This is a genomic window from Desulfosporosinus cupriresistens, from assembly GCF_001707885.1.
Lineage (GTDB): Bacteria > Bacillota > Desulfitobacteriia > Desulfitobacteriales > Desulfitobacteriaceae > Desulfosporosinus.
This window is the reverse complement of sequence record NZ_MASS01000080.1, coordinates 1-14209: the sequence shown is the minus strand read 5'-3', so window position 1 is coordinate 14209 and position 14209 is coordinate 1. Positions and strand designations below refer to the sequence as shown.

General features: G+C 40.2%; 15 protein-coding genes and 1 riboswitch. Of the genes, 9 read left to right on the top strand and 6 right to left on the bottom strand.

Annotated features, from left to right (window positions below; genetic code table 11):
- The coding region (locus tag DSBG_RS22690) for a hypothetical protein (RefSeq protein WP_207647269.1) at positions 1-412 on the bottom strand (412 nt) is incomplete at its 3' end.
- A 631-nt stretch (positions 413-1043) separates the two neighbouring features.
- Between DSBG_RS22690 and nrdR the strand changes: the two genes are divergently transcribed.
- The 6 genes from nrdR to DSBG_RS22685 all read left to right on the top strand — a co-directional run bounded on the left by nrdR (position 1044) and on the right by DSBG_RS22685 (position 5955).
- Positions 1044-1526: a transcriptional regulator NrdR gene (gene nrdR / locus DSBG_RS19970; RefSeq protein WP_068966538.1), complete on the top strand. Its 483-nt coding sequence runs from the start codon at positions 1044-1046 to the stop codon at positions 1524-1526.
- Between the two features lie 77 nt (positions 1527-1603).
- A complete protein-coding gene (locus tag DSBG_RS19965) occupies positions 1604-3955 on the top strand; it encodes a vitamin B12-dependent ribonucleotide reductase (protein WP_242877778.1) in 2352 nt (783 codons plus the stop codon).
- A gap of 202 nt (positions 3956-4157) precedes the next feature.
- Positions 4158-4322, top strand: coding sequence for a hypothetical protein (locus DSBG_RS23315; protein ID WP_176716339.1), 165 nt, complete (start codon positions 4158-4160; stop codon positions 4320-4322).
- A gap of 460 nt (positions 4323-4782) precedes the next feature.
- On the top strand, positions 4783-4986 hold the full coding sequence (locus DSBG_RS19960) for a helix-turn-helix transcriptional regulator (RefSeq protein WP_068966537.1): 204 nt from the start codon (positions 4783-4785) through the stop codon (positions 4984-4986).
- Positions 4986-5393 (top strand): DUF2178 domain-containing protein, encoded by a 408-nt coding sequence (locus DSBG_RS19955; RefSeq protein ID WP_068966535.1) that lies wholly within the window; start codon positions 4986-4988, stop codon positions 5391-5393. The genes DSBG_RS19960 and DSBG_RS19955 overlap by 1 nt, the downstream gene beginning before the upstream one ends.
- 364 nt (positions 5394-5757) lie before the next feature.
- The gene (locus DSBG_RS22685) at positions 5758-5955 is read left to right on the top strand and encodes an Ada metal-binding domain-containing protein (protein ID WP_141694386.1); all 198 of its coding nucleotides are present in this window, start codon (positions 5758-5760) and stop codon (positions 5953-5955) included.
- 85 nt (positions 5956-6040) lie between these two features.
- On the opposite strand, the gene DSBG_RS19945 is transcribed toward DSBG_RS22685, so the two are convergent.
- The 4 genes from DSBG_RS19945 to DSBG_RS19930 form a co-directional block, all read right to left on the bottom strand.
- Positions 6041-6445 (bottom strand): YtxH domain-containing protein, encoded by a 405-nt coding sequence (locus tag DSBG_RS19945; protein WP_068966531.1) that lies wholly within the window; start codon positions 6443-6445, stop codon positions 6041-6043.
- Positions 6446-6607: 162 nt separating this feature from the next.
- Positions 6608-8059 (bottom strand): C40 family peptidase, encoded by a 1452-nt coding sequence (locus DSBG_RS19940; RefSeq protein ID WP_068966529.1) that lies wholly within the window; start codon positions 8057-8059, stop codon positions 6608-6610.
- A gap of 2 nt (positions 8060-8061) precedes the next feature.
- A riboswitch (cyclic di-AMP (ydaO/yuaA leader) is annotated at positions 8062-8199 on the bottom strand.
- Positions 8200-8483: 284 nt separating this feature from the next.
- Entirely contained in the window at positions 8484-9014 is a 531-nt protein-coding gene (locus DSBG_RS23310) for a hypothetical protein (protein ID WP_068966526.1), read from the bottom strand.
- 131 nt (positions 9015-9145) lie between these two features.
- Positions 9146-10342 carry a multidrug efflux MFS transporter gene (locus DSBG_RS19930; protein WP_068966524.1) on the bottom strand — a complete coding sequence of 399 codons (1197 nt, stop codon included), beginning with the start codon at positions 10340-10342 and terminating at the stop codon, positions 9146-9148.
- Between the two features lie 292 nt (positions 10343-10634).
- Between DSBG_RS19930 and DSBG_RS19925 the strand changes: the two genes are divergently transcribed.
- Positions 10635-11057, top strand: a complete 423-nt coding sequence (locus tag DSBG_RS19925) for a VOC family protein (protein WP_068966522.1) — start codon at positions 10635-10637, stop codon at positions 11055-11057.
- Positions 11058-11856: 799 nt separating this feature from the next.
- Positions 11857-12645, top strand: coding sequence for a lysophospholipid acyltransferase family protein (locus DSBG_RS19920; protein ID WP_068966520.1), 789 nt, complete (start codon positions 11857-11859; stop codon positions 12643-12645).
- A 26-nt stretch (positions 12646-12671) separates the two neighbouring features.
- On the opposite strand, the gene DSBG_RS19915 is transcribed toward DSBG_RS19920, so the two are convergent.
- On the bottom strand, positions 12672-13337 hold the full coding sequence (locus tag DSBG_RS19915) for a uracil-DNA glycosylase (RefSeq protein WP_068966518.1): 666 nt from the start codon (positions 13335-13337) through the stop codon (positions 12672-12674).
- Between the two features lie 160 nt (positions 13338-13497).
- On the opposite strand from DSBG_RS19915, the gene DSBG_RS19910 reads away from it, so the two are divergent.
- Positions 13498-14001 carry a DinB family protein gene (locus DSBG_RS19910; RefSeq protein ID WP_068966516.1) on the top strand — a complete coding sequence of 168 codons (504 nt, stop codon included), beginning with the start codon at positions 13498-13500 and terminating at the stop codon, positions 13999-14001.
- Positions 14002-14209 lie beyond the last annotated feature (208 nt).

Here is a 14209-nt window from a genome sequence, read left to right as displayed (position 1 = left end):
AAAATGCTATCTCTAACGAGGTAGCATTTTTGTGTTCCTTATAAGCTATGAATAGAAGCGACTGGGGATGGGGTTCCACCCGTTCGATCCACACTGCTGGAGTATGCGTTTCGGGACGCAGTGTGGCGAAAAGCTCGTCCGCTTTTCGTATACCGAACACGGAAGTTAAGACCTTCAGGGCCGATGATACTTGGGGCGCAAGCCCCTGGCAAAGTAGGTCATCGCCAGGTAAACAAGCGAAAAGACTATCTCTAACGAGGTAGTCTTTTCTGTGTTCATGAAAGTAAGATTTATGCAATGAATGGAACGACTGGAACGACTGGGGCCGGGGTTCCACCCGTTCGGGATCCACACTGCAGGAGAATTTGTTTCGGGACGCAGTGTGGCGATAAGCTCGTCCACTTATCGTCACATTGCTGGAGTTTGCGTTATGAGTTAGCAGTCTCTAACATGTGGAAGGCTCGAGGACCTTAAAGTCTAGATATAAAGCTTGTCTGAGGATTTAGGTCGAGTTAGGACTATCTAAGGTTGTTCATGAAAAGGAGGTGGGGTTGATAGAACTCTCCTTTATAGTGCTTGCAATTAGATGTAGGACATTAAGAAGTATGTTTGAGCATTGCTCAAACAATTACTTCTTTGAACGTAAGGCTTCCTCTTTCGATAGACCATGCCCATCTCTAGAATCCATACTCGGTTGATGATTGTGTGGAGTTGGTTGAGTGTTAGGATTGGGATTTTTTTCAGCAGGTAATTTCTTTTTCAAGGTTACGTCACTTCCTTTCTAAGAAAAGAATTCTAAAGGTTACGAAGGTTATTCTGCCCTTTTTATTAAGAGGAATACTACTCTACGACATTCTCAGTTGACGAGATAGAAAAGTTTTTAACAACCATTTTCTTTAGGCTATTAAAAAGTAGTAAGAAAGAGGTAGTAAACAGAAATGGGAGCGGAGGGAAGGACAAGCTGAATAATGCCTGAAGTTAGATTTGACACACAACATATAGTGTGATTAAATTTAAAACATACTATATGTGGGGGTGGAGCTGTGCACTGTCCATTCTGCGGTAACGAGGATACGAAAGTTCTTGATTCACGGCAAGTTGAAGAAGGAACAGCAGTTCGTAGACGTCGAGAATGTGATCGTTGTTTGCGTCGGTTTACTACCTTTGAAAAGTTCGAGGATTCTCCCCTCGTCGTTGTAAAAAAAGATGGACGGCGTGATGAATTCTCTCGTTCTAAAATGATGGCTGGTATGCTTAGAGCTTGTGAAAAACGGCCAATTTCTACGGAACAAATAGAGGATGCAGCTTACGCAGTTGAAAAGAAACTGCGTAACAGTCATGAGCGTGAAGTGTCGAGTGCTGATGTCGGAGAGGCTGTGTTGGAACAGTTATTTGACTTGGACGAAGTCGCCTACATACGTTTTGCTTCTGTCTATCGTCAGTTTCGGGACATACAGCGCTTTATGGAAGAATTACAGGAACTTATCGAAAAGCGGGGGACTATTAAGAATTCAGGACTGAGTTAAATAGTTATAAAGGAAAGTTGGGATTCGTGTTGAGTTTCGAAGGACAAGCACCAAAAACCTGGCCCAAGGCAAATCTAATGCCTAATGCGCGTGTTGTATTAGAAAAACGGTACTTAAAACAAGAGAATGGACAAGTTGTAGAAACTGCGGAGGACATGATTTATCGTGTAGCTACTGTGGTTGCGGGTATTGAAGAGGAAAAATATGGCAAAAGCAAAAAAGAAACTCAAGTACTGGCTAAAGAATTCTATACCATGATGGCAAATCTGGAGTTTATGCCAAACTCTCCGACGCTTATGAATGCCGGTCGGGATCTCGGACAATTGAGTGCTTGCTTTGTTTTACCCATTGAAGATAGCATGGAAGAGATTTTTGATGCAATAAAGAATGCCGCGATTATTCATAAATCTGGCGGAGGAACTGGCTTCAGCTTTTCCAGATTGCGACCGAAAAACAGCATGGTTCGTTCAACTGGTGGAGTGGCCTCCGGCCCGATTTCGTTTATGAAGGTTTTTAATTCAGCTACAGAAGCGGTTAAACAAGGCGGCACTCGGCGTGGTGCAAATATGGGAATTCTGCGTGTTGACCATCCTGATATTGTGGATTTCATTCAGTGTAAAGAGGACAACAAAGAAATTACGAATTTCAATATTTCCGTTGGGATTACGGAAGATTTTATGCTTGCCGTCCGTGAAGGACGTTCCTATGATCTCGTAGACCCTCATACAGGTAATACCGCAGGTCAATTATCCGCCCCTGAGATTTTCAATAAGATTGTAGACCATGCCTGGCAAAATGGGGAACCTGGAATTGTCTTTCTCGATCGTTTAAATGAGGGAAATCCTACTCCTCTGCAGGGAGAGATTGAAGCTACCAATCCTTGTGGTGAGCAACCACTCCTGCCTAATGAAGCCTGTAACTTAGGCTCCCTTAATCTTAAGTTGATGGTAACTGAGACAAACGGAAAAATGGTTATTAACTGGGAGCGTTTGAGTTATATAGTCCGGTTGTCTGTTCGTTTCCTCGATAATGTGATAGACGCCAATCAATATCCGTTAGACATTATTGATAAAGTCGTTAAGGGAAATCGCAAAATTGGTCTTGGTGTGATGGGCTTCGCCGATATGCTCATTTTGCTTCAAGCATCTTATGCCACAGAAGATGCGGTGGAGTATGCAGAAAAAATTATGAAATTTATCCAGACAGAGGCCCGTATCGAGTCACAGCGACTTGCTGAAGAGCGAGGAACTTTCCCGAATTATGAAGGCTCAATCTATGATGGGGTCATGAAACTGCGTAATGCCACGCTAACAACAATTGCCCCGACCGGAACTATTTCCATGATTTGCGGTGCGTCCAGCGGGGTTGAACCTCTCTTTGCGGTTGCCTATACCAAAACTGTGTTGGATGGAACGGCTTTAATTGAAGTCAATCCGCTCTTTGAAGCGTTTGCCAAAGAATATGGTTTCTATTCCCAGGAACTCATGCACAAGATTGCGGAACGCGGGACCGTCCTAGGGCTACCGGAAGTTCCGAATTGGGTGCAGGAAGTATTCACTACAGCTCAAGAGATCGCGCCCGAATGGCATATTCGCATTCAGGCAGCCTTTCAGAAATATACAGATAATGCGGTATCCAAAACGATTAACTTTGCAAACTCCGCGACACGAGAGGAGATAGCCGAAGCATATCGGTTGGCTGACGAACTAAATTGTAAAGGATTAACGGTTTATCGTGATGGTAGTCGGGAAGAGCAGGTACTTTCCACAGGAACCTCAGAGGCACAAAAACAAGCCCAAAGTTACCTTGGAGCGAATGAACGACAGGCATCTGAACTGATTATCCCAAAAACTCCGTTTATTCCAGAAGTGAATACAGTAGTACCTCGTCCACGACCGACCACAACCATAGGGGTTACGGAGAAAATTAAAATTGGGTGCGGTAATCTCTATGTCAGTGTTAATGCGGACGAAAAGGGTATTTGTGAAGTCTTCACGAATACGGGTCGCGCAGGAGGATGCTCTTCCCAATCTGAGGCAACGGCCCGTTTGATCTCCATCACACTGCGTTCCGGTTTGTCTGTCGATTCAATTACTGAACAGATCAAAGGAATACGTTGCCCGGCTTGTATGCGACGTGAAGGGGTCAACGTTACATCCTGCCCGGATGCAATTGCCCGTGTGATTAAGAAATATAATGAGGTTGGTATTAATTTTGCTAGTGTTCAAAAGGAAACTCAGGAAACAGCACCAGCCACTGTAAGCCCAGGTTCAAGAGGGCGAGTGGGGGCTGCTACCGAAAGGATTACCGGAAGAAAAGCCCAGACAAGCGTTGCTCCTGCAAACGCCTGCCCAGAGTGTGGCAAGCCGATTAATCATGAAAGCGGTTGTGTTGTGTGTACGCACTGTGGCTACTCTAAGTGTGGCTAAAAAGATGTTCACTGATAATAAAGTCTGTCACTAGATAATAAAGTCGGACACTATTGGGCAACTAATATTAATCTCTTAAAAATTAATAATTATAACTAACCAAAACGATCTTAGCCAATAACTGAAATATCACGGTTATTGGCTTCTTGTTTTTTCTTATAATGTCTTTATAATCATTTTGTCTGTAATTGGAAGGTTTAAGGTGAATAATCATCAGTTGATATTATTTTCTGTTATAGCAATAATGGGAATTGGTGAAAGTGCAATTGGGGGTGAGTGTTTGGAGAGGAAAAATACCGGAAATGATCCTATTCCTTCAGGGAGTGGATTTTATTATCAAGGTAAAGTAATGTTACTTTATGTATGAATAAGAATTTGTACGACCACTTAAACAGATTGAAGCGTTCATAAAGAATTACAATGAGTATGTCAAACATATTCAAAATAACTAAACTGTATAGCTGCTGTAAAAAACCTACTTACTATTAAACTACCTCCCTTTGTTGATCCAACAAAGGGAGGTAGTTGTGTAATTTAAGCAAGTTGGTTAATTGGGTCTTTAGTGAAGTTGATTTACATTTAATTCCCCCTTCATTTAAGAGTTTGATATTACGATTCCATATCTTAGAGATGATGAAAGTGGTTGGGACGCTTCGGGATTACGCGGGACGTTAGTACAAAACCGAACGTGAAAGCCGTGCGTCCGTGCGCGTGAAAGCTCGTATTTCTTTGTGAGATAGATGTAAAGTTTACTTGACAATAGAAGAGGCTAAAGCATATACTAATATCGTAAAGTTAGCTTTACATTTACAGAAAGGAGTATAAGTTTGAAAAATAAAATAAGGGATCTCAGGGAGCAATTCGATTTGACTCAACTGGATCTGGCAGAAAAAGTTGAAGTATCCAGGCAAACGATTATTTCATTAGAAAATGGTAAATACAATCCCTCTATTTTTCTTGCCTATAAGATTTCAAAAGTTTTTTACTTGAAGATTGAAGAGGTCTTTATTTTTGAAGAGGAGGATATTTGATGAGAAAAGATATATATCTTAAAAGAGAAATAATATATTCGGTTATCTTTATTATTATCGGCATGGTAGCTTTAATTAGTTTCATTATTGGGTTTGAAAAACCTATGATGCTTGGAATTGCAGTTGGATTTACTCCAACTGGAGTTGGAATGCTTTTAATTTATCATAAAGCTGAGAAGCATCCTGAGCTTTCTAAGAACTTAAAACTTGAAAAAGAGGAGCGGAATATCTATATTAATTCTAAAGCAGGACATACGGCTTTTTGGGTTTCATACTGGTATATCGTTATTGCATCAGTCTTTAGTAATGTTATTGACGTATCAATGCAGAGATTCACAATCTTTACACTAATAGTTATGCCAATCATATATTTTCTGTTTGTTGCAATATACCATAGAAAATATTAAGGCTTATCGGCTAATAAATTATGAGAAGGTCTAGGGGCCCCATCCATGGCGGCCTCTCCATATTCATTCCTGCAATATAAACATTAGATATACAATTGAGGAGCTATTTAATGTTAAAACCCATAGGTTGCCTCACTTCCCGCGAAACCTAGACTATTTAGTCAAAAAGATGCCTGATAACCATCTTGTCACTTCAGGCTACTTTATTGAAAAGCATACATTGAAATCGCATTGTTTCTTCCTTTTCTTTGTTATTATGGTGATAATTATAACAATAATATCGAGAGCGATTAATTTTAGTTTCACAGCAGAAAATTTTAGAGAACTATTCATACTTTGTGAATGGCCTCAATCGTCTGATCAAATGTCTGATAATGAAAAATGGCAAGTCGTTGTGAGCTGTGACAATATCTTTATCTATGGAGTTGCAACAAAGGCAATGGAAGCAGGTTTTCGTCCTTGTAAAAGGCGTTGTCCAGATGAAGTGTTGGTCGAGGAAGGTGCTGGGGAAGGTAATGTACTTACGATTAAGAGCCCAGTAAATATAATGAAGGCCTGGTAAATAGACTAAGAACGTCTATCACCAGGCCTTCATTATATTTTGGAAACAAATTTTTCACAAGATTGATCACATTATGACTTAAACTTTATACTGTTGGTGCCCCTTCATATGGGGGGACCTCTGTAGGTACGAATTCAGAAATAGTTTCTGTTTCAGGTTGTGAAGAAGTTTCTTCTGAGGTTGATTGGGTAACGTCTACGTAGCCTGGCTTTTTTAATCTCAAGTCCTGAATGAATATTTGGATATCTGTTTTTAACTTCTTTCCTTTATCGGCGAGGTCGGTACTCCTCTGTTTTATGGCCTCGGCACGTTGGAATGTAGTGTCTTCGACCTGTTCCATGAGACCTACGGCTTTATTCTGAATATCTTGACGTAGTGCTTTGCCACTTTTTGGTGCAAACAATAAGCTAATTAAGGCCCCAGTCGCTCCTCCGACTAGTGCAGCGAGAGCAATAGTGCCTACGCTAGAGTTTTTTGGGTTATTGGGCATTATAATCATCTCCTTCCTTTCGCATTTACACTCATATTATCATATTCTGAACGAAACCTTGAAGTGTTTGCCAAAACTATAGAAAGATTATCCTATTCTGCCATAAAAAGAAAAAGAGTAACAACATTCGCTGTTACTCTCAAAAAAGTTGCTCTATGCTTACTAGTTGTATCTGCGTGCTCCGAGATAGCGGGAGGAGTAAAAGGTATCACTAAGGCTGGATACTTTAACACCACTATTAGGATTACTTGCCTGAACGAAACGTCCTCCCCCCATATAAATGCCCACATGTGATGCACCCTTAGAATAGGTAGTGAAAAATACCAGATCGCCTGGTCGAAGATCATTTTTGCCGACGGGCGTTCCTGAGGCGAATTGCTCATAGGATGTGCGAGGAAGCGAAATCCCAGCACTCGCGAAAACATACTTGGTGAAACCTGAACAGTCAAAGCCTCTTCGAGTTGTTCCGCCAAAAACATAGGGTGTTCCTTGCAAGCTGAGCGCTCGATCTATGATGCTTGAAGAACCAGCGCTTCCGCGAGAGACATAAGCTACATTAATAGGCTGACTACTGAGGCCTTTAGCAATGACTCGATTGACAGGAGTCTGGGTAATCTTTTCATCTAATACTTTCTTGGTAACGTCGATACCATTCTTTTGAACGTAAGAATATGTAACTGATTTTGCGCCATTACTACCTTGTTGGACGACTTTTGTTTGACCGCTCCTTAAACTGGTATCAGTTTTTGTTACGACATCATAGGGAATTGTTTCTGATCCCGAATAAGTTCCCTGACTCACGACAGTAAGAAAAGGTGTAGAATCAACGAGCTTAATGACTTGGCCCGGCTGTAACTTCGTATCTTTGGTTGTTCCTGGGTTACCAGCTAATACTTCATCGGTCAACATATCATTTTTGCGGGCGATAAGCCACCAAGAATCATTGGGTAGGATAGTATAATCCTTAGTAGTTATTTTACCGTCAAGCAGTGCGTTAAAAGCTTGATCTAATTGTTTCATCTGGTCTGGCTGGACTTCTGCCTCTTCGACAGTTACCTTTTCTGCAAAACTAACAGAGGTTACCTTATTTTCATCACTGGGTTTAACGTAATAGTCTTCATATTCTTTAAGAACTTTATCCGAAGCTTCTTTGCTAGGTAAAACTGCTATAACAGAACCGTCTGCAGCTAACTTATAACCATCAAAATAATAATTTAGTTGATCTTCCAACTTTTTTTCACTTAAAGAAGATTCCAGATAGAGTGTGGGACTAACCCTAACACTTTCATAAGTAATTTGGTCATGTGTTTTGGCAACGAGTCCATAAGGCTCGCCTTGTTGTTTAAGAATTGTTTCAACGAGATTTTGTGCGGTATTAACATTGCGTACTAAGCCAACCTGTTGACCGTTAATTATTACGGCAGCCGCAGAAGTTGTTGTCGAAAGATAATAGGCGAGCCCGCCAGTTAGGAGTATTGTAACCGTTAAACCACCAATGACTTGGGGCGATTTCCATGAAATTTTTTGTAGAGTGCTGCGGGAAAATTTATTAAAATCTTTGATCCGGACAAATACCACGTTTTTTAATCTCGATAGGACGGGGGACAAATGCATATTTTTTCACCTTTCTTAGCTTACGAGGTTAGTTGACGGATTTGGGCAACAAGGTGTAAAGCCCTACGCGTAGAGTACGCGTTTCACCCCATAAAAATACCCCCCGCTCTAGGCAAGCCTAGATTCAGCTTTGATTTTCTTTTTTTTACACATTGTAAGTTATTCGACGAAATATGCAAATGTCCTCTAAATTATTTCATGTAATAGATGGTAATTTGGTTAAGAAAATATGAATTTTTCAATCCAGGGCGGCTGGTTTTCTTTTCGAGGATTATTTATTTAAATTGCTGTTTTTATCTGAACAGGAATTTGCATAGTGGAGGGTCCCATAATGAAAAACCCTTGGACTAATAATGGCCAAGGGCAATTTTCCTAGTAATATGGTTTCTATTCAGAAGTCAGGATAGAATAACTGCGCAGAGAGCTACCTCTTTCGTTTAGCCATAAGATTACTGATAAAACCTTTGATTCCACCTTTTTGAGGTTGTTCCCGAGCAGGATAGAGGGGCATTTGTCCTCCATACCCTGGGTTATACACCTGAGCTCCGTATCCTTGTTGAGGATAACCTTGGGTTGGGAATCCTTGCGACGGGTAACCTTGTACTGGTGGCATAGGCCGCTGTTGTTGTCCGAAGCCTTGTGGTGGATAGCCTGGTGTGACGTAGCCTTGACCTCCAGCAGATTGTGGACTAACTCCCCATAACGGATTTCCTTCAGGCTTTCCTTGGTAGCCGGGCATACCTCCACCTAGACCTCCTCCAGGTCCATTCATAGATTGACCAAACCCAGTGGGCGTCGGCAAACCGACTTGCCCCCCCATCATGGATGGAAATCTCTGAGGATTTTGTCCTGACATCCGAGTATAATAATCCCCACCGAATTGTGTCAAAGTATTCGGTGTTTGAAAGATTTGATTCTGTTGAGGCATGGCCTGTTGATTCCAGAAAATATTCATTGTACCCAGTCACCTCCATTAGTTCAATCGCAAATAGAAATATATGGTACAATATTCAGAGTTATCCTGTTTCGCTACCGAGAGAGTTGTCCCTTCACACGTATTTTGGAGCTGGTTTAATAATCAATTAGTTAGATCATAGTTTTAGACAATTTCTGATAAACTTTTTTATATACCCACAGGGCATTGATCACTAACAATAGACTGGTAATATAAAATACATATTGAATACCCAGGTATGCAGCCACCTGGCCTCCTAATATTGAACCTCCAAATATACCTAGATACTGTGCCGCCATGTTAAAGCCAAAAACTCTGCCAGTAAGTACATCGGGTGTAATTCGCTTAACCAAGGAATTAACCGAAGGGGCCAAGCCGGCAGTTGTCATGCCGACTAAAAAGCGAAGGATAATTAGCTGCCAAGGGTATTTTACAAAGGCTTGAGGTAAAATTATTATTCCTGCTGCGATAAGTGCAACCAACATAACTTTCTGTGGTCCAATCTTATCTGAAAGTCGGCCCAACCTTGGAGCAGCTAGGATACTAGCCAATCCTGGAGCTGAAAATGCTATACCGGAAATTAGAGCAACGTGAGTTGTATTATGAGATAACTGTGTAATGTAAACAGTTATGATCGGCTCTATAGAGTAAAGAGCTAACTGTAACGCAAAAAACGTAATAAAGATAGTGACAATTAAGTCTGGATAGGGGATAAGCTTCCACACTTCTTTAGCGCTAAGCACCTTTTTGCTAGAACGAACAAACTCTTCTTTCACGAATAAAAAGGTTGTTATAAACGCAATCATTAAAAGAACACTTGTTATAAAAAATACGTTTTGCAAGCCAAAGTTTTCCTCTATGTAGCCACCGACCATTGGTCCCAGTAAGGAACCCGCAATAGAAGCTGTGGAGAGTGTGCCCAACGCCCAACCTGCATGTTCATTGTCTGTCTGAGTTGCAATTAAAGTAACACAGGCTGTACTATAGCCTGTGATAACCCCTTGTAATAATCTTAAGGCGATCAATTGATAGACATTATGTGCAAACCCCATACTGAATACGATCACAGACATCCCAAGGCTTGCTCTTAAAAGCATTGGTTTTCGTCCATATTTATCTGCCGCGTGACCCCAAATTGGGGAAAAGATAGCTGCGATTATATAGGTAACCCCAAAGGAGATTCCTGAGAATTGTTCAATCAAAGCTGTGTTATGAATCCCAAGCCGATTTATATAAAGAGGTAATATAGGAGCGATTTGGCTCATTCCTATCATCGTCACAAACATTCCAAACCAGCAAACAATTAAGTTCCTTTTCCAGATTTGCATGAGTTTAAGCCTTTCTTACTTTATGCTTACTTACTAAGTCATAGTATATCCTTATTTTACTATAGAAGCTGAAGCAATTCCTAATTCTCTTAATGATAAATAGCCCATTGACACCTTCCCCGACAACATTTGAAATACATGGGTCAATAATTTATTCTATGGGTACATGTATTATTTATTCAAGTGCGAACTTGTGGTAATGTCTTATGTGAATAATAAACAGTATAAATCTACAGTCTCGGACAAAACTAGATATTAACACCAAGATTAATTAACGAAAGAAGGTTGTATTTTGAGTAATTGGTTAATGCCATATCTCACCTTTAACGGGAACTGCGAGGAAGCTGTGAGATTTTATGAAAAAGTACTTGGTGGGGAAGCCACCATTATGCATTTCGGTGATGCCCCGCCAAATCCAGCATTTCCGGTTCCTGAAAACTTAAAGAATCTTGTAGTGCATGCCGAACTAAGAAAAGATGGACATGTGATCAACTTTTCAGACTGGTGTACTCCCAATGCTCCTTACAGCACCGGAAACAATATTTCATTTGCCATGCAATTTGATACAAAAGATGAAACAAAAGCAATGTTCGATGCCTTATCCGTAGGTGGCACCATCGAAATGAATTTGCAAGAAACGTTCTTTAGCCCATTATACGGTAAAATAACTGATAAATTCGGTATTATGTGGCAAATTGTATGTAATAAGGCCTAAGCAAATACTAAGCTGCTCTCATAAGAGAGCAGCTTAGTATTTGCTTAGGCCACGTCTGTCATTTTATTTTTTCCCAGTGGGATAATGAGGGTGGGTGGGGAAAAAAGTAAAGGCGTTACAAGCGTTTATTGTGTAAGTATAGTCAACAGTTAACAAATTAACCATAGTGAAGATTGATTATGATCACACAGGCGTGCTATAGATTTACTATCCACACAAATGCTAATCTAAGTGAAAAAAAGCAGCCAATAGCAAAGGTGTAGAAAGGAGGAGTACATCTGATAAATAGCCAAGATTATTCATCGTTTGATCGTTCCAAATTAAAAAGTTATTGGAATGAGTTTTTCGTTTATGAGAATTCATCACTCGTTGTCATAACGGAAAAAGAGTTAATAGCAGAGATTGCTTCAGAAAAATTAAAGGTTAAGCCTTTCATAGATTCACAACAAGTTATCAACATCATACTCACGCAATTGAGTAAGAGGCATAACTTCCATCGTCAGTTTCATGAACAGTTTCCGGGAGCGAACGCAGGTAGCGTTTTAGGCATGCAATTATACACTTTAGTATTAAAGGATGATAAAGATTGGTGTTACTTTGTAACGAAACATCCAAGCCATTTGTTTGCACATGCCACTTATTTTATTCCAATAAGAAGGGATACGAATGAGCAAGATTGATGTAATGTTAAATTGTTTAGCTTGATAGGAGGGATATCCTGCAGATCTGCCGAACTAAATTAATCAATAATTGTCTAAGCTAAGACTAGGTTATTAATACAGGCAGGGAGGATAGACCTTTGAAGAAGGGCTTTTTTTCAACAGACTCATATCATACTAAAGATAATACCCCACGTTTATTGCTAGATAGATTAATGTTAAATACTCGTTTGTATTTTATGGGTAAATACTTTTCTATCGTGCTCAAATCTCGTCGAGTTGTTCTAAAAGGCCAATACGATACGAAGGCTTGGGCGTCGTCGTCGTACGATGTTTTCAAGTTAATAGAGGGTTGTGGGGGTAGGTTTCACATTACAGGACTTAAGAACTTACATAAGTGCCAAGGTCCTGTAGTCTTTATTAGCAACCATATGAGTACACTTGAGACCATGGTATTTCCTTGTATAATCGCCCCCCAAATGGATGTAACCTTTGTTGTTAAGGAGAGTCTGGTTAAACATCCGTTCTTTGGTCCAATTATGCGTTCACGAAATCCGATTGTTGTGAGTAGATCCAATTCTCGAGAAGATTTTCAAACAGTAATGAAGACAGGACAAAAGTTATTAGAAGAAGGAACATCAATTATCATATTTCCCCAAAGTACAAGGACAGTTGAATTTAGACCGAAGGAATTTAACTCTTTAGGAGTAAAGTTGGCAAGAAGTGCTAAGGTCCAGGTTATTCCGGTGGCCATAAAAACTGACTTTTGGGGAAATGACAAGTATTTAAAAGATTTGGGACCAATTGATCGTAGTAAACCCATTCATATGGCCTTTGGAGAACCATTATCTATTAAGGGTTCTGGAAAAGAGGAAAATGAAGCTATTATTGAATTTATTAGTTCTCATTTAGTAAAGTGGAACAACTGAATTGTCAAAAATATCATAAACTGATGCTAGTCTATCTGCCAATCTATCGGTGCTCTATCGTTAGATATTAAGAAATTATTTGCTTTTGAAAACGGTTTACTTCCCAAGAAGCCTCTACTTGCTGATAGAGGACTTGGGTGAGCTGACTCAATGATTAAGTGTTTGGGATTTGTAATAAGTTTCTTTTTGGAACGGGCATTATTACCCCATAAAATAAATACCACGGGATCTGTTTTCTCATTAACTAAAGAAATAATTCTGTCGGTAAATATCTCCCACCCTTTGTTTTGGTGAGAATTAGGCTTCCCCTCTTCTACGGTTAGTGAGGTATTGAGGAGTAGAACTCCTTGTTCTGCCCATTTTCGAAGCGAGCCATGGTTAGGTACCTTACAACCTAAGTCAGTTTGCAATTCTTTAAATATGTTCTGGAGCGATTTAGGGAAGGGTACTCCAATATTTACAGAGAAACTAAGTCCCATCCCTTGTCCGATAGTGGGATACGGGTCTTGCCCTAAAATTACGACCTTTGTATTTTGGTATGAGGTAAAGACTAAAGCGTTAAACACATCTTCCTTTTTCGGAAAGATGTGTTTATGTCTATATTCGTTTTTTACCCATTCGAGCAATTCGATATAATATTCCTTTTTTATTTCGTCTTCAAGTAGTCTCTTCCAATCAGCTTGAACTGCCATTGGTGGTTACTCCTATCTCTTAAGTTTATGATATAGTCTGCAAACTTTTGATACTTGTTCAAGAATATCATCTAATCAAATGCCAGACAATGGGTAGATTTGACCTGCTTTAGGCTAACTGGTAATATTGGAACAAATTGAAAAAAGGGGGAGGATGAGTATGTTTCTTTCCTTAGCAGCATTCCTTCAGGATTGGGAGAAGGAAGAGGAATCAACCCAACGAATGCTAGATGCTTTAACTGATGACTCTCTAAACCAAGCCGTGACAGCGCAAGACCGTACATTAGGGCGAATTGCCTGGCATCTCGTAACTACGATCCCAGAGATGATGGCGAGAACCGGATTGATTCTTGAAAGTATCGATGAGGATGCTCCAGTTCCAGACACCGCGCAGGAAATTTCCAATTCTTATAGAGAAGTTAGCAACATTATAGCAACGGCGGTCAGAGCCCAGTGGAATGATCAAACTCTTTTAGAGAAACGCGATATGTATGGAGAATCCTGGGTCATAGGTGATACTTTAAAAGACCTCATTGATCATCAAATCCATCACCGAGGCCAATTAACAGTACTTATGAGGCAGGCTGGATTAAAAGTTCCAGGAATTTACGGTCCCGCTAAGGAGGACTGGGCTCAATTCGGTATGGAGCCGCCTCAAGTATAAAGTGAATTTTACAGTGTAAGACACAACGCTCAGCCAAGGTTTGTATTTGGACAATGAAAGCCTCTATAGGCACAGTGAATATGGAATAAGTGGATATTGCGTATTGATGGAAGGTAAATAAGCACCCCTGACAAGAGAGTAATAATACTCTTTGTCAGGGGCGTTGTTTTAAACATGTTCTGGGATTCTAAAGACAATGTCCCAAGGA